General features: G+C 43.1%; 19 protein-coding genes, 1 tRNA gene and 1 riboswitch. Of the genes, 2 read left to right on the top strand and 18 right to left on the bottom strand.

The features are described 5' to 3' along the window. Positions 1-34: 34 nt before the first annotated feature. Positions 35-1492, bottom strand: a complete 1458-nt coding sequence (locus ACSVDE_RS03420; protein WP_439299562.1) for an amidase — start codon at positions 1490-1492, stop codon at positions 35-37. Positions 1493-1656: 164 nt separating this feature from the next. Then, on the bottom strand, positions 1657-3351 hold the full coding sequence (locus ACSVDE_RS03415) for a DUF2339 domain-containing protein (RefSeq protein WP_439299561.1): 1695 nt from the start codon (positions 3349-3351) through the stop codon (positions 1657-1659). Positions 3352-3565: 214 nt separating this feature from the next. On the opposite strand from ACSVDE_RS03415, the gene ACSVDE_RS03410 reads away from it, so the two are divergent. Continuing rightward, complete coding sequence (locus ACSVDE_RS03410; protein WP_439299560.1) at positions 3566-5230, top strand: alpha-glucosidase; 1665 nt, start codon at positions 3566-3568, stop codon at positions 5228-5230. A gap of 47 nt (positions 5231-5277) precedes the next feature. Here the strand turns inward: ACSVDE_RS03410 and ACSVDE_RS03405 are convergent, their stop codons facing one another. The 14 genes from ACSVDE_RS03405 to ACSVDE_RS03340 all read right to left on the bottom strand — a co-directional run bounded on the left by ACSVDE_RS03405 (position 5278) and on the right by ACSVDE_RS03340 (position 17234). Then, positions 5278-5916, bottom strand: coding sequence for a class F sortase (locus ACSVDE_RS03405; RefSeq protein ID WP_439299559.1), 639 nt, complete (start codon positions 5914-5916; stop codon positions 5278-5280). 10 nt (positions 5917-5926) lie between these two features. Further along, positions 5927-6724, bottom strand: coding sequence for a DUF4397 domain-containing protein (locus ACSVDE_RS03400; protein ID WP_439299558.1), 798 nt, complete (start codon positions 6722-6724; stop codon positions 5927-5929). 580 nt (positions 6725-7304) lie between these two features. Further along, entirely contained in the window at positions 7305-8210 is a 906-nt protein-coding gene (locus tag ACSVDE_RS03395) for a DUF899 family protein (RefSeq protein ID WP_439299557.1), read from the bottom strand. 68 nt (positions 8211-8278) lie between these two features. Beyond that, positions 8279-8788 carry a nucleoside deaminase gene (locus ACSVDE_RS03390; protein ID WP_439299556.1) on the bottom strand — a complete coding sequence of 170 codons (510 nt, stop codon included), beginning with the start codon at positions 8786-8788 and terminating at the stop codon, positions 8279-8281. A 14-nt stretch (positions 8789-8802) separates the two neighbouring features. After that, complete coding sequence (locus ACSVDE_RS03385; protein WP_439299555.1) at positions 8803-9861, bottom strand: ABC transporter permease; 1059 nt, start codon at positions 9859-9861, stop codon at positions 8803-8805. Continuing rightward, positions 9858-10808: an ABC transporter permease subunit gene (locus ACSVDE_RS03380; RefSeq protein WP_439299554.1), complete on the bottom strand. Its 951-nt coding sequence runs from the start codon at positions 10806-10808 to the stop codon at positions 9858-9860. Before ACSVDE_RS03380 ends, ACSVDE_RS03385 begins: the two co-directional genes overlap by 4 nt. 123 nt (positions 10809-10931) lie before the next feature. Next, complete coding sequence (locus ACSVDE_RS03375) at positions 10932-11975, bottom strand: hypothetical protein (RefSeq protein WP_439299553.1); 1044 nt, start codon at positions 11973-11975, stop codon at positions 10932-10934. After that, complete coding sequence (locus tag ACSVDE_RS03370; RefSeq protein ID WP_439299552.1) at positions 11972-12922, bottom strand: ABC transporter permease subunit; 951 nt, start codon at positions 12920-12922, stop codon at positions 11972-11974. The genes ACSVDE_RS03375 and ACSVDE_RS03370 overlap by 4 nt, the downstream gene beginning before the upstream one ends. Before the next feature lie 142 nt (positions 12923-13064). Beyond that, positions 13065-13370, bottom strand: coding sequence for an iron-sulfur cluster biosynthesis family protein (locus ACSVDE_RS03365; RefSeq protein ID WP_439299551.1), 306 nt, complete (start codon positions 13368-13370; stop codon positions 13065-13067). Then, positions 13306-14280: an L-serine ammonia-lyase, iron-sulfur-dependent, subunit alpha gene (gene sdaAA, locus ACSVDE_RS03360; protein WP_439299550.1), complete on the bottom strand. Its 975-nt coding sequence runs from the start codon at positions 14278-14280 to the stop codon at positions 13306-13308. The genes ACSVDE_RS03365 and sdaAA overlap by 65 nt, the downstream gene beginning before the upstream one ends. A gap of 17 nt (positions 14281-14297) precedes the next feature. Next, positions 14298-14795, bottom strand: a complete 498-nt coding sequence (locus ACSVDE_RS03355; RefSeq protein WP_439299549.1) for a serine dehydratase beta chain — start codon at positions 14793-14795, stop codon at positions 14298-14300. Positions 14796-14939: 144 nt separating this feature from the next. Then, positions 14940-15042, bottom strand: a riboswitch (glycine riboswitch). An 80-nt stretch (positions 15043-15122) separates the two neighbouring features. Then, positions 15123-15719, bottom strand: a complete 597-nt coding sequence (locus ACSVDE_RS03350; RefSeq protein WP_439299548.1) for a hypothetical protein — start codon at positions 15717-15719, stop codon at positions 15123-15125. A gap of 167 nt (positions 15720-15886) precedes the next feature. Further along, positions 15887-16996: an NADH:flavin oxidoreductase gene (locus ACSVDE_RS03345; protein WP_439299547.1), complete on the bottom strand. Its 1110-nt coding sequence runs from the start codon at positions 16994-16996 to the stop codon at positions 15887-15889. A 163-nt stretch (positions 16997-17159) separates the two neighbouring features. Further along, positions 17160-17234, bottom strand: a tRNA-Gln gene (locus ACSVDE_RS03340). A gap of 128 nt (positions 17235-17362) precedes the next feature. Between ACSVDE_RS03340 and ACSVDE_RS03335 the strand changes: the two genes are divergently transcribed. Then, a complete protein-coding gene (locus tag ACSVDE_RS03335; RefSeq protein WP_439299546.1) occupies positions 17363-17623 on the top strand; it encodes a DUF6154 family protein in 261 nt (86 codons plus the stop codon). Here the strand turns inward: ACSVDE_RS03335 and ACSVDE_RS03330 are convergent, their stop codons facing one another. Together ACSVDE_RS03330 and ACSVDE_RS03325 are read right to left on the bottom strand one after the other, a co-directional pair. Further along, positions 17624-17980 (bottom strand): hypothetical protein, encoded by a 357-nt coding sequence (locus ACSVDE_RS03330; protein WP_439299545.1) that lies wholly within the window; start codon positions 17978-17980, stop codon positions 17624-17626. Beyond that, positions 17977-18843 carry an STAS domain-containing protein gene (locus tag ACSVDE_RS03325; RefSeq protein WP_439299544.1) on the bottom strand — a complete coding sequence of 289 codons (867 nt, stop codon included), beginning with the start codon at positions 18841-18843 and terminating at the stop codon, positions 17977-17979. Before ACSVDE_RS03325 ends, ACSVDE_RS03330 begins: the two co-directional genes overlap by 4 nt. Positions 18844-18909 lie beyond the last annotated feature (66 nt).

Genomic DNA, 18909 nt, shown 5'->3' with positions numbered 1-18909 from the left:
TGACGGATCATCCATCAGGTCAGCGTTTTTATTTTCAGGCTAAATGTGCTGCCACTTCCTCTTTCTTTCCCGTTTCATCATACTTTCGGCACCGTTCATAGCCTCTATACCGTTTCTCGAGTAATTCTCCGAATTGGAAAAGTGCCTCTTCATTTCCGACACGGCTCATAATCTGCACAGAAATAGGCAAACCTTTTGCACTTTCTCCAACTGGAATCGTCAAAGAAGGCAGTCCCCAAACATTCGCATATGCAATGTACGGCAGAAAACGAAGGAAAGTTTTCTGGATTGAGAACAATTCCTTGTACAAAACACCATGCTCAGGGGCCGGTGAATGATAGACCGGCATGACGATGAGTCTTCGATCCAAATACTTATGAAGACGTTCATCCCCCGATTTCAAAAATTCGCGGATGTAATTCAATCGACGTTTGGAAGGCTGGAATAAACGCATGCCGATCATTGCCCAGGTCAGATAATCATGCACATCTGACTTTGAGATTTTGGAACGAATGAATTCAATATAAGGGCTCAATTGTTTCTCATTGACGAGAAGATGTTTCTTCAGTGCCTTTCCACCATCCAAAGACATGAGCTGCTGCCAAATCAATGTGGATTCGGTGAAAAGTGGCGGTTCATCCACTTGCAAGGAGAAATCATCCTCGAAATCCTCCTTCACAGTCCGAATTAATCGGCCTGTTTCCACACCGAGTGGACAGGAGTAGAATTGCGGAATGACCAGTTCGAAAGAGCTCAGATCTGGTGAGCTGTTGTCACTGGCTTTTCCTAGGATGTTATTCACGAGCCGGGCATCACGGACACTCTTTCCCATTGCTCCGATACCGAGCATCCTCTGTTGTTCTTCATATTCGATATAAGGGTAATTGCCATTTTGGGAGACCTGATCGTTCCCTGATTTGAAACCGATGATCCCATTGAAATGACTTGGGAATCGGATCGATCCACCTATATCTGCACCAAGACCGACTGCAGCTCCTCCTACACTCATCAAGGCCCCTTCACCACCACTCGATCCACCTGAGCTACAGGATGGGTCCCATGGATTATTCGTTGTACCATAGAGCGGATTCACGGTTTCTTGATAGAAACATAGGGATGGTGTGTTGGATTTTCCAAGTATGATGGCACCTTCTGCTTTTAAGCGCTTGACGACTTCCGCATCCTCATGGACGATATGATTCTTCCGGTGTTTCAAGCCTCCTGTCGTCTTCATCCCCTCAACATGAAAACATTCCTTGACGCTGATCGGGACTCCGAACAAACGACCTGTCGCATGGCCTTCTTTCAATTTCCTGTCCGCTTCCTTCGCCTCTTGCCTTGCGATATTGAAACGATCCTCAACTAAACAATTGATGGATGGATTGACGTGTTCAAGGTGTCTGATATATATGTCTGTCGCTTTTTGAGAAGAGATCTTCCCTTCCCTGATCTTTTCTGATAGTTCCGAAGCATCCATATCCAAAATTGACATAGAAACCCCACCTCTTTTCGCCTTATGCGGCGTTTTCTTTTGCAACCCTTTATGGTTATATACGAGAAATTGAGCGAACATTCCTCTAATATCCAAAAAAATCACACATGAAATTTTGAACTTAAAAACGCTGACCTACGATCTGCAGGTCAGCGTATATGCATTCATTCCTTCAATTTTTGTTTATCTTTCGTATAAAAGAAACGGGAGATGACGATTCCGGTTGCTCCGACAATCATAAAGAGTACTGCCCGCACAACGATTGAAACGTTCGGCACATCAATAAAAATCAGCTTACCAAGAGAGAGGAAAATCAACCCGATTCCGATTAAGCGGAGTGCTTGCCGATCCTTCAACACGCCATACGTAATCCCACCAATCGCGTACACGATCCAAGAAAGGGTCATCGCTACATGTTGCGTATTGATAGATTGTTCTTTCGTAAATACATAGCTTAATTGACTGATATACACGAGTATCGCCAACGCTGTTGCTCCAAAAAGCACCTTTCTAACTTCAGTCGGGATAGCCTCTGGTAACCGTTTTCCTTGATAAGTGAGGAACCAAAGCGTCGCAATCAGTAGAACCCAACTCCACATCGGGACGGAATTGAATACTTCGATTTGCAGACCTGCCGTCCGCATCACGCCGATGAGATAGACGAAGGCCCCGCTCCAAACCTGGACTTTGAGCTTACTTTGTAGCCCGAGGTAAATGCCAACGGTACCCTGTATAAGGAAAATGAGTCCGAGCTCGCGGTCGCCGAATACTTCAATGAAATAAAACATGAGTGCAAGCCATGCAATCGGGAATAAGATGATCTTCTTCTCAAGGGTTTTCTCAAAATGAAAATAGACATTCAATACCAAATAAACGATGGCCGCTGATAACAATGTCCAGGCAATCGCATTGTCTTCAAAGCCTTGATACGTAAAGAAGATCACAGCTAAAAAACTGATGAATAGAATGGACTGCTGAACCTTCTCATAAACTGGTCGGGTTACGTACATGCCTAATAACACAAGATGCTGAACGACCATGCCATAAGTCAGTACCGCTAACGAATTCAAATCAGCCGGGAATTTTTCCAGACCCGTAAATAAGCTGTACAACAACAGAACAACCGGAAGTAAAGCCATTGCGACAATATGGAGTTTCCAGTAGTTCTTTTTCAAAGCAAATAAAAGCATGATGATGGAAAAAACCGTCTCATACGAAACGAAAAACAACGTATTACCAGAATCACTGTCCAATAGGAATGGGATGAGGAATCCACCGACCGTTCCGAGGACACCGAGCACTTCGGATTTATGCCTGATTGCAAAATAAATGCCGGCGGCAACCCAGATGAGATTCAACGTGAAAGCAAATGTCGGCCCGATGAATCCATACATCACATGGGCGGCAAATGTCGCGATAACAAGCACGGTCACTGAGCCTCCGAGTAGAACCTGACCAAGAGCCACTCGTTTTTTCCGGATTTGCCATTCCCCTAAAGCAATCAATCCGAACCCTGCGAGATAACCGATGACGGTTTTGACAGATGGATTGAGGACGCCATAATCCGATGCCGCTTTAAATCCCCATATGACTCCTAACAGTAAAACGAAAATAAAAATTCGGGGCAGCCAAACCTGACCGATCAAACGCTCCCAATCCACTGGTTCTTTCGGTTCAGAAGGTTGAACAGGTTGCTTGTGCTCGGGTGTTTCACTAGGTCGGCTGACCACCTCGGGCTTCTTGTCGATTTGAGGTTTGAGGGCGGTCGATGGTTGGGCTGTAAGCTCATCTATCCGCTTTTCTAATTTTTGTACTCGCTCCTCAAGCTCTTCTATTCTCTGATTATCATGATTCTTCATTTCTTACCCCCTTTTCTCCACCATTCTATTTCCACAAATTGTATCTAACCTCCTTTTTCTCATTTTATTTCAATATGGATAGAACTTTCGTTTCGTCATTGCATTCTAAAAAAGAAAACGGTATCATAAGGATTACAAAGTAATGCAAACGCTTGCACTAATTATCGATATAGTACCTATTTTAAAAAGATAGAGAGAATTAAGGAGAGAGACAATGAATAAGCAATGGTGGAAAGAAAGCGTGGTTTATCAAATCTATCCCCGAAGCTTTAAAGATAGTAATGGTGACGGGATTGGAGATATTCAAGGAATCATTTCAGAATTGGATTACTTAAAAGACTTAGGAATTGATGTGATTTGGGTATGCCCGATCTATCAATCTCCAAATGCGGATAATGGTTATGACATCAGTGATTACAAGGATATCATGACCGAGTTCGGATCAATGGAGGATTTCGACCAACTCCTGAAAGAAGTCCATCATCGTGGTATGAAATTGATTATGGACCTAGTCGTGAACCATACGTCGGATGAGCATGCGTGGTTCGTCGAGTCTCGTAAATCAAAGGATAACCCATACCGTGACTACTACATCTGGCGCGAAGGAAAAGATGGTCAGGAGCCGAACAACTGGGAATCGATTTTCGGTGGCTCTGCGTGGGAGTATGACGCAAAAACCGATGAATATTACATGCATCTTTTCGATACGAAGCAACCCGATCTGAACTGGGAAAATGAACAAGTCCGAAATGATGTCTATCATATGATTAATTGGTGGCTTGATAAAGGAATTGATGGGTTCCGTGTCGATGCAATCAGCCACATCAAGAAAGTACCTGGGTTCCCGGACATGCCGAATCCTGAAAATAAAAGGTATGTTCCTTCCTTTGATGGTCACATGAACCGTGAAGGAATCGATGATTTTTTACAAGAATTGAAGCGTGAGACCTTCGACAGATACGATATAATGACCGTAGGTGAAGCGAACGGAGTGAAAATCGAAGACGCAGAACGATGGGTCGGAGAAGAGAACGGCTACTTCGATATGATCTTCCAATTCGAACATATGGGACTGTGGGATAAGGACAACAAGCGGAAATTCGACTTGATCAAGTTCAAGGACATCCTGACCGGATGGCAAAAAGGTCTCGAAAATCGAGGCTGGAATGCGCTTTACCTTGAAAACCACGATCAACCAAGATCGGTTTCCCGCTTCGGGGATGATGATGCGTATCACGCAGTATCTGCAAAAGCCCTGGCAACGTGCTACTTCCTCATGCAAGGAACGCCTTACATTTATCAAGGTCAAGAAATCGGGATGACGAATGTTCAATTCCCTTCTATTGAAGATTATGATGATGTCGGCATGCACAACCTTTACCATGAAGGAATTGCAAACGGGAGCAGTCATGAGGAGATGATGGAGATCCTTTGGGCGACTGGTCGTGATAATTCAAGAACACCGATGCAATGGAATGATTCTCCATATGCTGGTTTTTCCAGTCATGAGCCATGGATTGGTGTGAACCCGAATCACAAGACGTTGAATGTTCAAGCACAATTGAACGATCCAGAATCCATCCTCTCTTATTACAAAGAGCTGATCCGAATCCGTAAGGAAAACGATGTCTTGGTGTATGGAAACTATGATTTGTTGTTCCCTGAACATCCTCAATTATATGTCTATACACGTACTTTCGGTTCGAAAAAAGCATTGGTCATTACGAACTTGACGAATGAACTTGTAGATTTCGACTTTAACGAGATGGAAGGTGCGAATCAACTGAAGCCGCTTCTCTCAAACTATGAATCAAGTGATACTGCTGAAGGTAAAGTGACATTCGAACCCTATGAAGCTAACGTCTATCTCTATCAATAAATGCAAAAGGATGGTCACGCACTTAGATTGCGGACCATCCTTTATTGTTATACTTTGAGTTTTGTATAGACGACTAAACGTTCTTCATGATCTTTGATCGAGCGATCGTAGACTCCCGTACATGTTAATAGGTTGAGATTATTCTCGTTAGACGGACCAAATATTTGTCGCAACGGTGCTTCATTCTTCGGGTAAGCAACGACTTCCTGGACAATGAAAGTCAAGGTTTCTCCCATCTCACCCGTTACAATCACTTCATCACCCGGCTTCAATTCTTTAAGTCGGAAGAAGACAGCTGGGCCAGTGTAGTCATCAACGTGACCTGCCAGTATTGCATTACCTGGATTCCCGGGCATGGATCCTGGCTCGAACCATCCAACCTCTTCCCCGTTATCCGGAACCGTCATCTCTCCACTCTCGTTCAATCCTTGAGCAGCAATCGGTGCATCCACCTCAATCGCAGGAATTTCTATCTTAGTAGGGACAAGCCCTTTTTGGATGAGAGCATCCTGCTTCATTTGAGAGGAAGTCTGCTTTTTGTCTTCCGTAATGGAATGAACTTTTGGCTCAAGAATCGTTTCTTGTTTTGCCGATTGAACGGTTACCGGTTGATCTTCTTGACCGAATGCGAAGTTCGCGACTGCTAGGATGAATACGATGATGCTTGCGACAAACCATTTGTTCATCATCATGACCTTACTGATTCAAAGCTCTGCGACGGAAGAATACGATTCCACCAATTCCAGCTAGAGCAGCAGCAGCGACAAATGGTAGCATGATGTTCATTGCGTCATTAGAAGCTCCACCCATACCTGTTTGAGGCATGCTATCTGGCATCATTGTAGAATCTTTCAGTAGAAGAACATCCAGGTTGTCAGCAGTACCTACAGCGAAGGCACTGTATACTGTATTCTTATCTAATGTTGTACCGGAAAGATCCAATACTTGAGTTCCATCTTTCGTACGGACTTCAAGGTCATATGTGCCAGCGTCTAATTCCATGTAATCTGTTACCATCGGGAATTCAGCACCGCTGAAGATTGCGTCTCCACCGATCATACCAACATCAACTGTCGGTGCATCCGGTGACAGGTGACCAACACGTACCTTTGTCTTACCTTCTGTTACATCCATTGAGTCTTGAACAACTTTGAGTTCAAGGTTTTCCAACATGTTGACTGCAGCGACTGTGTATGCCATTCCCTCTTCAACTGTCAGTGTTTGGGAGATGACTGGGTCTTGATCACCTTTCGTACCAGATGCGTAAATTTCCACTTCGTGATCTCCAGCAGGCAGGTTCATGTAATCTGTAGAAGCTTTGAATTCCGCACCTTCAACGACAGCATTTCCATCGACATAAACATCTACAGCAGGTGCATCAGGTGATGCATGTAATACTCGGACCATCGCATCATGGTTGTCTGCAAAAACGGTGCCCCCCATTACGCCGAAAACAAGTACTGCTGTTAACATCATGCTCCAAAATTTCTTCACTACTAACCACTCCTAATCCTTTTGTATTATTTTTTAAGACATTGGTTATATACCTGAAAAATTTAGAATTCAAACATTTAGAATTCTAATTTCTCGAATTCAAAATATTTTTTTGTAGAATTGAACGTTATGTAGAAGGGATTTGGGATAAGAATTTTTGTAGAAAAAATTTTTTCCTTGTTAGTTTATTGGGTATTTTAGCGAAGGGAGAAGTTTGTGTGGCATTGTGTAGTGTGAAAGCAGTGTTCGCGGTCTCTTGGGGGCTTATTCATTACCTTCAATCCGAATTTCAGCTTTGATAAGGATGATTAGCCTCTATTCATCACCATCATTCCAGATTTCAGCTCTAATAGGGATGATTAGCCTCTATTCATTACCAACTTTCCAGATTTCAGCTCTAATAGGGATGATTAGCCTCTATTCATTACCAACTTTCCAGAATTGAGCTTTGATAGGGATGATTAGCCTCTATTCATCACCATCATTCCAGATTTCAGCTCTGATAGGGATGATTAGCCTCTCCAACAAAAAAAGCAGTCCTGTTTGTTCCCAAACAGAACTGCTCACTAGCTTCAATCCGTCACTGATTACTGCTTTCGAAAAGATGGAACTTCATGCCGTATGGATCGGCCATCATCACGCTCTTCTCACTGTATTCCTTCGTGATTTCACAACCTTTTTCCAGCAACTGTGCCTTCATCTCATCAAATTCATCCGTTGCGAATTCGAAAAAGACCTGGTTGCCATCTGAGCGCTCCATGAAAAAGTTCATCCCATTGAAAGAGAGCCTTGTCTCGTCACCGAGATCTTTCTCAACCTTCATACCGATTGTCTCTTCATAGAACTGCACAGCTTTTTCATAATCATTCACTTGAATGGCAATGTTGTTCGTCAACTGCAATGAGGTCTCACGGTTGATTTTCCGTCTCGGCTTAAAATCAGCAGGGCCCCCTGGCAAAAGATCGAACAAATGCCATACGGAACAAAAATCGTCTCCAGGACCTAGTGGGGTGTGCGCATAGTGATAGATTTTACCGGCAGCGTCTTTCCGGAATGTCGATACCCCGGGATGATTATAGCCGTCCTTCGCATAGCCCATATCTTCCTTGAATGTGGTCCCTTTCGTAGAGACCATCGGGAACTTCCATCCCCTTTCGGCCGCGACATCCTCTTGCACACCAGGCTCGTCCGGTGTGCTCACCACAAAGGCAGCTCTCTCAATGAGATGATGATAAACCCCATTGAAACCATCCGCCCACAACGTACAGTAGTTGCAGCCGACTCCCATATTATGAATGACAATCAATTCATTCTTATCATCAAACAACTCGGACAGCGTCACTTCCTCTTCATCACGGTTGCGAAAACGATAATTTTCAACTTCCTGTTCAGGGACTTCCTTCCGTAATTCTGCGAGTTGTTTTTTCTTTTTCAGAATTTCTTCACCTAATTGGTTGATTTCATCAATAATCGATTGGACATGCATTCGATACAGACCTCCTCAGATTTTTTAAAGATCTGTATTATGCATTCTTGATTGCTCGGAAGAATCCTTTAGGTTTCTTTGTCGATTTCGGGCCAACTGTTGTTTTTCCCGTTCTCCACTCCCCAGCGAATCATCCGTTCTCTTTGCACTTTGGCCAAATCAATGAACGGCATTGACACCGAAACGATGTTGACGAACCTCTCCTTGTATTGAGGACTTTCACTCAGCATGCGGTAACCACCTAAATTCCCATCATCTAAAGCCCATACTACTCTCTTGATATTGGATAAATAGATTGCGCCTGTGCACATGACACATGGTTCCACCGTCGTATAAAGTGTATATTGGCGGTCCTGTCCGTTCTTAATCAATGCATCACCTGCGTTGCGGATTGCATCCACTTCGGCGTGAGCGGTTGAATCGTGCTTCGTATGCACACGATTCCGTCCAGTCACATATGAATTTCCATCTGGACCAACCAGAACTGCCCCGATCGGAATGCTTCCTTCACTTTCGGCTCGTTCTGCTTCGTCCATAGCCATCTCGAGAAAATATCGGTCCTGTTCTTGTATCGTCATACGATCCCTCTTTACTACGAAATTTTTTCATCTCTAATTTGTCTGAAGTCTTCCTCTTTTATCCTATCAGGTGATTCCGTAGAATTCTCTGTCTGACGAGTACGTTCCACTTGGATATTAGCCGCTCTTTTCATCCCTTCCAACATGAGGGTGAAAGCGAGAATCGTCAAAGCGAAAGCGAGGGCTGGGAAATAGATCTGCCAAGGATACATGAGAAATTCCTTACGGGCAATCGCTATCAGTCCACCCCACTCGTTGGACATGGAGGTGATCGTCTGGATGACTTCAGGCTCCTTCCCCTCCATCACCTCATTCATATAGGTCGGCTCTTTAATCGTCGATTTGAATTCAGGACCCCCGATATACAATCCCAACACACCTAGATGGGCAAACAACAACAAGACTTGAATCATCTGCTGATTGAAAATGATGAATAACTTCGGACCCAGATATGGTCCAACGTGCCTATTCATAACATGCAGATGACTTCCGCCAAGAATCTTTGCATTACGGATGAACTCGTATTGGAGAATCTGGTCGGTCTCATTCATGATCAATAGTGATAAGGTCGGAACTGCGAGCAAGGTCAGTACTGCTATTGAAAAAATGATTTCTGTTTCGGCACTGAAGCTCCAACTGAAAATCAACGCCACAGGAGCAACCACGAAGTAGGCAATCAAGGACAACGGAGCAAAATGAAAGGAATTGATCAGTCCTTTTATGATCCGTTCCACCTTCAACAAGACCCTCCGGAAGACGATGCCGAAGAAGGTAGAGAACACCATGCGCAATACGGTAATGAAGAAGGCGATCAAGATGGTATACTTCGCACCTTCCAGAATTTTGTACAGGACCTGGTAGCCGTTTTTGTCCGTCCCTAAGGGATATTCCTTCATCGGCGGAAACGGTGCGGTATACCTCGGCAGACCTTCCTCATCGTATAGGATGGTCGTTCTGTCAGGTAAGTTGTCTTTCATCACCAAATCAAAATAAAAGCTTCCTCCCAGTAATCCGACAATGAACAAGAATCCAATCAGAAACAATGGATTCATGAAGATACGTTTGATCATCATACAAACACCTCATTCTGATTGAGAGAATATTTGGAGACGATCAGGCCGCCAATTACAAATATAAAGAAAAACGGAAAAAAGAGCATGAACATACCGATGATGAAAACTTCAGGCGTGATGATTCCGTGCTCCCATATGAAAGTTGTGAACCCATTCATATTGAAAAGGATCTCGAGCATCAATAAAGCCGACAATGAGAACCAAAAGAGCGTTTTTGCGTTGTAAAACAAATTCGCAACCGTATTCCTGAAGATGTGGAAGATCAGGATCCTGCTCCACTTCACGCCTTTCGACTTCGCAGTTTCGACATATCTTGCTTCCGCCTCTTCCTCAAAGATATGTAATAGGATCTTCGTCAAAAACACTGTCGGAAGTATGGATAGACAGATAATCGGCAATAAGTACGCATTATCTCCATTAAAGGATAGGATGTCGAACAGCAATACATCCGTTTTCCGATAGATGTAGATGATTAGAAATTGAAAGAACAAGATGAGGAAAACATCCGGAATGATCTGGACACCGTTTATAATCGTGCCAAATACCTTCCTCACCTTGACATTCATGAACCACATGATGCTGTAGGTCAACAACGTCGATACAATCAGAGATAGGCCGAAAGAAGCCCCTAGGATTTTCATCGAATCTTTGTACAGGTCCCACATCATCGGGAAAACGGGTAACTCATAACCATTGTCGTAATACGTCAATTGTTTCAATTGTGATAGTTGCTTTCCAGTTTCCAATAAAGCCTGTTTGTACTGCTCCCAATACAGGCCGATATCATAGGACAAATACAATGCATTTCTAATTTTCCCGGTATCGATCGCTTTTTGGATGACAACAAGTGATTCCATGTCGAACAGTAGATACGGTAATTTCCCAAGCAAAAGGATGCCAATTACGGTAAGAAAAAATTCTAGTACAAGTATTCCGAACGTACGCACAATACACCCCCCCCTAATAAACAATAACCTCCTATTAGAAGGACGACATAAAATGGAAATGGTTGTAAGAGAGCTCCTCATTAAAAAGATCAGAGCACAGATGGGCTCTGATTCTTTCACTCTTTATTGGTTGGAAACTTTTTTGAAATCATGCTCCTCAGATAATGTGCTGCTCTGGACAATAGATGGTTTGGGATACTTCTTCCGCTTTCTCTTCGGAAGTAACGACCGTTTAACCCCTTCCAACATGAGCATGTATGCGAGAATCGTCAATCCAAAAGCGATACCTGGATAAAGGAGCTGCCACGTATTCAGAAGCATTCCAGACTTTGTGGCACCTGCAACTAATCCACCCCATTCACTGGATAAAGAAGTAATTTGAGTGACAATCGACTTTTCTGCCATCTCATTACCTGCCATCGGTTCCGTTTCGACATTTTCGAAATCAGTCCCCCCTATGAACATCCCGAGCACACCTAAGTGAGCGAAAATAAGCAAGACCTGTATCATCTGTTGATTGAACATGATGAAGAGCCTAGGGACCAAATATGGTCTAACATGTTTGCTTAACACATGAAAATAGCTACCGCCTAAAATCCTTGAATTATCAATAAATTCTTCCTTCATAATTTGGTCTGTTTCACTGGAAATCAATAATGTGAGCGTCGGAACAGCAAGCAACGTCAATACCGATATTGAGAAGATCAATTGGACCTTTGATTCAAAACTCCAGCTGAACACGACCAAAACAGGTGACAACAAGAAATAAGCAATCAATGATAGAGGAACAAAACTGAACGAATTCGTTAGACCCTTGATGACAATTTGAATTTTCAGGAGAAACCTCCGTAAAGTCAATCCGAAAAATAAAGATAAGATCATTCTCAAACTTGTGATAACAAAAGCTAAACCGATCGTGTATTTCGCTCCTTCTAGTATCTTGTAGTGTAAGGGAAATCCGGTTTTATCCGTCCCCATCGGAAATCGCTCTGAAGGAGGGTATGGAGCAGCTTGTAATCTTCCATCCCCATTTGCATCCATGTAAGCCTGTGGTTCTGGTACCGTCTCTTTAATATGTAAATCGTAATAGACACTCAAACTAAAAAGCGCAACCAACAAGATGAATGGGAAAATGAAAAAAGGACTCTTCCATAACCGGACAATCATCCGAACACCCCCTCCTGATCATTTGCAATTCTAGAAATCAACAATCCGCTAAGAACAAAGATGATAAAGAATGGGATGAAGATCATAAGGATCCCAATCGTAAAGATATGAGGATTGATTGTACCAGCCCTCCATAAGAATTGGATGAACCCATCCATACTGAACAGTATTTCAAGCATCAACAAATTAGATAACATGAACCAGAACAGGACTTTATAATTGTGGAAGAAGCTCACTAGGGTGTTTCTCAATACATGTAATACCAATATTGAGCTCCGCTTCACACCTTTCGCCAGCGCAGTTTCCACATACCTTTTTTCCAGCTCATCTTCATATTTCAAGGACATTGTTTTGATCAAGAATACAGAAGGTAATATTGATAGACAGATGATTGGGAGGGCGTATGCTTCGTCACCAAATGAAGAGTGAACATTGAAAATCAACACTCCGGTCTTTTTAAATAAAAAAATGAAAGCAACTTGTAAACCGATGATCAGCAGAACATCCGGTATCGCTTGAAACAAAGATGCAGTTCCTTGACCAATCTTGCGAACCGTTTGATTTGGAGAAAGCATGATTAGATAGGTTACTAATCCGGCAATGCAAATGGAAAGGACGATTGCTGCACTGAAAATTTGCATAGAGTAAAGGAAATACTCCCACATTGTCGGAAAGACAGGATAAAATTTACCGAGGTAATAATAGTCCAATGAAGTAAGATGAGAAAGCTCATAGCCTGTCCGCATCACTTCTGACATGTAACGAGACCAGTTCCATTCGAACCCATAACCTAGATACGACGCATCATTCAGCGTTCCATTATCCAGCAATTTCTGAACCCCTGTGAATCCCTTCATGTCAAAGAACAAGAAGGGCAACTTACCTAAGAGAACGATTCCGACAATGGTAAGGATAAATTCAACACTTAGAACTCCAAACTTTTTCATTATCCCCAACCCCTAATATGTATGATTAATCGACATATTCTACATGTTACATTAGTTTGAATATTATGTAAATAATGGAATTTTGTATAGTTTATTAAAAAAATCTCCACAAAAAAACAACTGCCATAATCGGCAGTTGTTTTTAAGCAAGGTGACATTCAAGCCCCATCGGGCCCCATTCGGATTCAAAAATGAAGCCTGTCTCCGAATCGTAATCCAATGTCAGTTCCTCATCTAAATTTCGTTTTGTAAACAAGTCGATATGAAAGTCCATTCCATCCGAATGGATGACAATATCTCCTTTTCTGGAGTCATCCTCAATGAGCTTGAATTTCATCATCGTTCCGCATCCACCCTGCATTTCTGCATCGATGCGAAGAATCTTATCCTTTTCCAATGTCAGCTGTTTCAACTGTTGAAGCGCTTCTTCCGTGATCGTCAGATTCATCTTCTTCTCCTCCTCTGAGTCTCTTGACCAGACTGGACTTCGAGAACAAACGCTCTTTCACTTTCTGACCTGTCGGTGTAACAGCCAGCCCTCCGAGTGCTGTTTCTTTGAGAGCACGTGGCATGTTTTTACCTATATCATACATCGTATCAATCACTTCGTCACATGGAATCCGGCTTTCAACACCTGCAAGACCCATATCAGCGGAAGAGAAAGCAATGGATGTACCGATCACATTTCGCTTGATACATGGCACTTCAACAAGACCTGCTACCGGGTCACAAACGAGACCGAGCAGGGATTTCATCGCCATAGCTGTAGAATGGACGGCTTGACGTGGGGATCCACCCTTCAATTCAACGATGGTTCCGGCTGCCATTGCAGTCGCTGAACCGACTTCCGCCTGACAACCTCCTGCTGCACCTGAAATGAAGGAACGGTTCGCAATAATATATCCGAGCATACTTGCAGTGAATAGTCCCATTACGAGATCATCGTTATCAAGGTTTGTATTTTTCTTCAGTGAGAACAATACCCCTGGTAAAATCCCAGCTGCTCCAGCAGTTGGTGTCGCGACAATGACGCCCATCCGTGCGTTGCCTTCTGATGTTGCCATCGAGCATGCCATCGCATCACTGATGATTGAACCGGAAAGGACATCTCCCGCTTCGATATAGGCTTTCATTTTCACCGCATCGCCACCTGAAATGCCGCTTGGTGCTTCTGATGCGTCATGAAGTCCCTGTTCTACGGCATTCTCCATCTTCAGAAGGCGCTCTTTCATCATCTCGAAGATCTGTTCTTTCGATCTTCCCGATTTGATGTGTTCCTGATCAATCATTGCTTCAGCGATCGTTTTATTTTCTCGCTCACAATAATCGAGCAAATCAACAGTAGATTGAATATCCATACGGTTCACCTCCACAATTATCGACCAACTTGTTCAGTCATCGATTGCACAATCCGTTGTAAATCATCATGTGTACTTATAGAAAAGTCCACTTTATCATTGTTGATTCTAAAAATTTGGGACAGTCCTCCACCGACGGAAGCTCCCCCGATTTCAAGTGTACGTGACCCCGTTTTGACACGGAGAATCGCTACGTTCGGATGCTCAAACTCGCTGCAGTTCTCTTCAAAAGTAAATTCGTAAGTGAGATTGGCTTCCTCAGCCAGTTCATAAGCGTGTTTAATCCGTTCATCTTCGGTATCATAGCCAAGCAATCCACCTAGTAAAGCTTTATCCGTACCATGCCCCTGATACGTTTCTGCAAACGAATCGAAGAGCTGGATCTCAACTTCCTCCGGTACGCAGCCTAACAATTCGTATGCCGCTCTACCGATCCAAACTGCACCGGCTGTATGTGAACTGGACGGACCGACCATGATCGGTCCGATTATATCGAAACAACTGTTATAACCCATCGTAACGCCTCCTTTAATTTAGAGAACGAGTATATATAAAAAAACACATAAAAAGGACAAAGAAGGTGATTTCACCCGCTCTGTCCTTTTTACCTGAGAGTTTCATTCGTACCCCTTTGGTGGCTTTCGCTCTCTCCAGAGATGCGTCAGATCGTAGTTCATTTACCTGAGAGATTTGCTTCATGGTTTTTTGAAGCTTGCTCCTTCGGTGTCGGCTTCCTGCGCCCGACTCTCCCACGACCTTCATTCGCGCATATACATTTCTTCTTTCATTATGTCGGATTTCAGGCACATTTGTCAAAAGTTTTCTTCACAAACCGTAACCGCTTACATACCTTTCAACATTTGATTGGCTAAGTCTTTCAAAACTTCGATATGACGGTCTTTCTCGTAAGGTTCGCCTTCATACTTGTAGTTGATTGCAAAATGCACACCTTCTACTGACCAATGAAGCATGCTCGATTCCAGAGACTGATTGGTTTTAAACTCCGCTTTCACACCGTCGACCAGTTCTACAGTTTCAGTAATCCCTAGTTTGTAACGGCCATTTTCATAATCATCCGCCTCAATCATGATCCAGCCTTCATCTTCTTTTGAAACGGTTCTCAATTCAATCCGGATATCTTTCCCGTCTTTATCATTCCAATCTTTGATATCAAGGACCTGGAAAGGCTCTGCTTCAAATGGCAAGCTTTCGGGAAGTGTTACCCGATAAGGCAATGCTTTTAGAGCTGTTTCTGTAGAATTTGCTTCATAGGATGTCGGTATCGACTTTTTCATCTCTTCAGTCAGATCACCTTCAGCCTCCACCTCTTGTAAAAGCGAGGCATCCAGTGTATCAGGAGGAAAATCATTTCCGGGCACAAAGAACAATACAAATCCAATGACGCTCATAAAAACGACTGCGTGAGTCCACTTTCCCATCAAAATCCCCCTTGTTTTGTACAAATCTTCCATATGACCTACTTCTGTCCTGACCCCGAGAATCCTTTGTATCTGTATAGAATGAGTACGTTTTTACTAATGAATCTTCATATGTAGAAAAAACAGACCTGTTGTGAATCACAACAGGTCTGTTCAAATATTCATTACTATTCGCTAATCACTTCTGCTTCTAATTCAACATCCTTGATTTCTGCTTGAGGCATCAAGATCTCTTTCGCATTGAATTCTTTCAGTTCAGCATCTTTTGTTACACGGTTTGGCAAATCCGGGTTTGCGAGAGCACTTGTACCAAGGCTCACAAAGTCGGATTCCCCTTTTTCCAACAGAGATTCAGCTTTCTCTGGTTCACCAAGACCACCGTTTGCGATTGTCGGAAGACCACCGAATTCTTTCGCTGCAGCAGCCAACGTTTTCGTGCCCTCACCAAAACTGGATTCAGTTGCATCTCCGTCGGTCACGTGAATGTAATCAAGGGTCGTTTTTCCAAGTGTACGGAAAATGTATTCTGCATCTTCCTCTCCGTTCGGCCACTTGTAACCTTGATCGGCTACTTTTCCTTGAGAGATCCGGATTCCAACCATGTAATCGTTCCCGACCGCCTTTCTCACTTCTTCAATGACTTCTAGCGTCAGTTGAAGACGTGCCTCAAGAGAACCGCCATATTGGTCATCACGATGGTTCAAATAATCGGTCAAGAACTGATCGAGTAGGTAACCATTGGCACCATGGATTTCTACCCCGTCAAATCCAGCTTCCTTCGCGTACTTAGCAGCATCTACGAAAGCTTTCTTCACATCATTGATTTGTTCTCCTGTTATTTCCTTAGGCGTTTGGAATGGGCCAGAACCTCCATAAAACGGAAGCTGTTCTCCTTTTGGAGCAATAGCCGATGGTGCTATCGTTTCATCTGTATAACGGTTGCCTTGAGCTTGCCCGCCAGCATGCATGAGCTGGGCAATCATTTTCGCACCATGTGCTTGAACCGTTTCTACAATCGGCTTCCAGGCATGCATCTGTTTTTCATTCGCAAGTCCGGGTTGATTGTAGTATCCCTGGCTGTACGACTCATCCAGATAAAGCCCTTCAGAGATCACGGTACCGAATCCGCCTTCAGCATAACGCTCGTAATAGGCCTTCATTCGGTCGTTAGCCTGACCATCTTCATCAGCACTTACCCGTGTCATTGGGGCGACGATGTATCGGTTTTTCACGGAAACATTTCCTAATTTACCTTCTTGAAAAAGTTCGTTTGACATTGTATCCCTCTTTCTTTTTGTTAGTTATTTTACATTTTAAAGTTACCATGATGATATCAAGGATTCATAATAGGTCCAAATGTTACGCTTCAACGAGGTTAGGTTACCCTTATTATGCATATAAAAAAACACTCCAAACTCTGGAGTGTTTTCATGTTATGTATGGCTGGGCTAGCTGGATTCGAACCAACGCATGACGGAGTCAAAGTCCGTTGCCTTACCGCTTGGCTATAGCCCAACGACCACATTTTCTAGTATGAAGTTATCGTTCGATTTTATACTCCCATTATACAAAATTTCTTTGAAAATCTCTACACGTATGAGGGCATTTGTACGTGGGTAAATTAACACGGAGGTGATTGCACAATGAAATTGGTCGACGAAATATATGACACGTTCAAATTCCACTTCTCAGCCGATGAAGAGGACATCTACCCGATTGTGTTCGGCATCCTGGATTCAAAAAGTAAAGAAGAGATCTTCGACCATCTCGATGAGTTGGCACATGAAGATCTCGCTGAAATGGTGACGCTCTATGTATTGGAACAACTGCAGAAAAAGCTGGCGGAAGAAGGAATAGGTAGAGTAACGCTAGGACAAGATTACACCGACGATTATTTGCAATAATCATACTGATTCGTTCATCTCGTTTGTACCTTCGTTTATCTTTTTCTTATGTTCGATAAACCAAGGTAACAATAAACCGAGGAACGCTGAGGAAACTCCATCATGTCCCTCCATATATAAGTTGAGTGCCAACATGAATCCGGTCAATCCGAAAACCCCTGCCATCAACCAATAAATCCTTCTAGTCAAAATGACTTTTTGCCAGGTTATGATCAACTGTATGAAAAAGAATATCCCTAAAAAAATGCGCTCCAATATATATTCGCTTAGATCCACCCCGATCGGTTTGATCAACCACTGAAGCAGGAGCAACAGGACGACGAGCTCCCAATTGATATACTTTTTCATATGGATCAAATAATGGTTTCCTCTTTCACTTTCCCATATCCTAATGCTTCTAGAGCAAGCTGCAGTGTCGTATAGATATTCAAGTCGTTCAACTCGATTCCCAGATTGACGGCTGTAATCGCTACTGCTGATCGGATGCCTGTAATGGCCGTTTTCACACCGAGCAAGCGTAGGGTTTTGACCAGTTGGAAGAGATGCTGTGCAACCATCGTATCTACTACACTCACACCAGAAAGATCGATGATGATTCGATCAAGCTTCAATTCCTCGCAACGCTCAATTGCACGTTCTTGAATATGCTTCGCCCGATTCGTATCAATATCTCCTATGATCGGCAAAACAGCTATTCCATCAAATAGTGGAACGACGGGTACAGAAAGTTCAAGTAGCGTGTCCTGATAACGAAGGGCTACTTCAATGTTGTATTCTACATAACTTTTGCTGTAACCATAGACCGCTTGATCGAGGATTGGATCCAATCGGTTCGCAATCTGAATGATCTGATCATTCGTCAGCGCTTCAGTTTGTGCAAAATCAGCAATGTAAGCCCAGAGGACTTGCCGATAATAGGGTGTATTTCTCAAAGCTTCAGATATCGGAGCATCCAATACCACTGCTTTCTTCCCCTTTTCAGATCCCCATCGGATGATTTCTTCGTATTCATCTTCTCTATCATTAGGCAGGTGTTCAGCGATGAGAGTGATCATTTCGACCGCTCTTTCCTTCAGCGATTCCTCGGAAAAGAACTCATTTTCTGTATCCATGTTGTTCATGCGTAAAGATACAATATCATCAGCGATTTTCAGTTTATGTTCAATTAATTGTTCAGATAGTTTTTCCACTTTGCGTTTGTCTTGAATATGATTCGGCATTTTATTTCCCCTTCTTTTCTACTATATTTCGACTAACTACTTCGTTACTATATTCATAATCCCTTC

This window comes from Pseudalkalibacillus sp. Hm43, from assembly GCF_051842935.1.
Lineage (GTDB): Bacteria > Bacillota > Bacilli > Bacillales > Fictibacillaceae > Pseudalkalibacillus.
The sequence above is the reverse complement of the archived record's forward strand: the minus strand, read 5'-3'. Positions and strand labels throughout refer to the sequence as shown.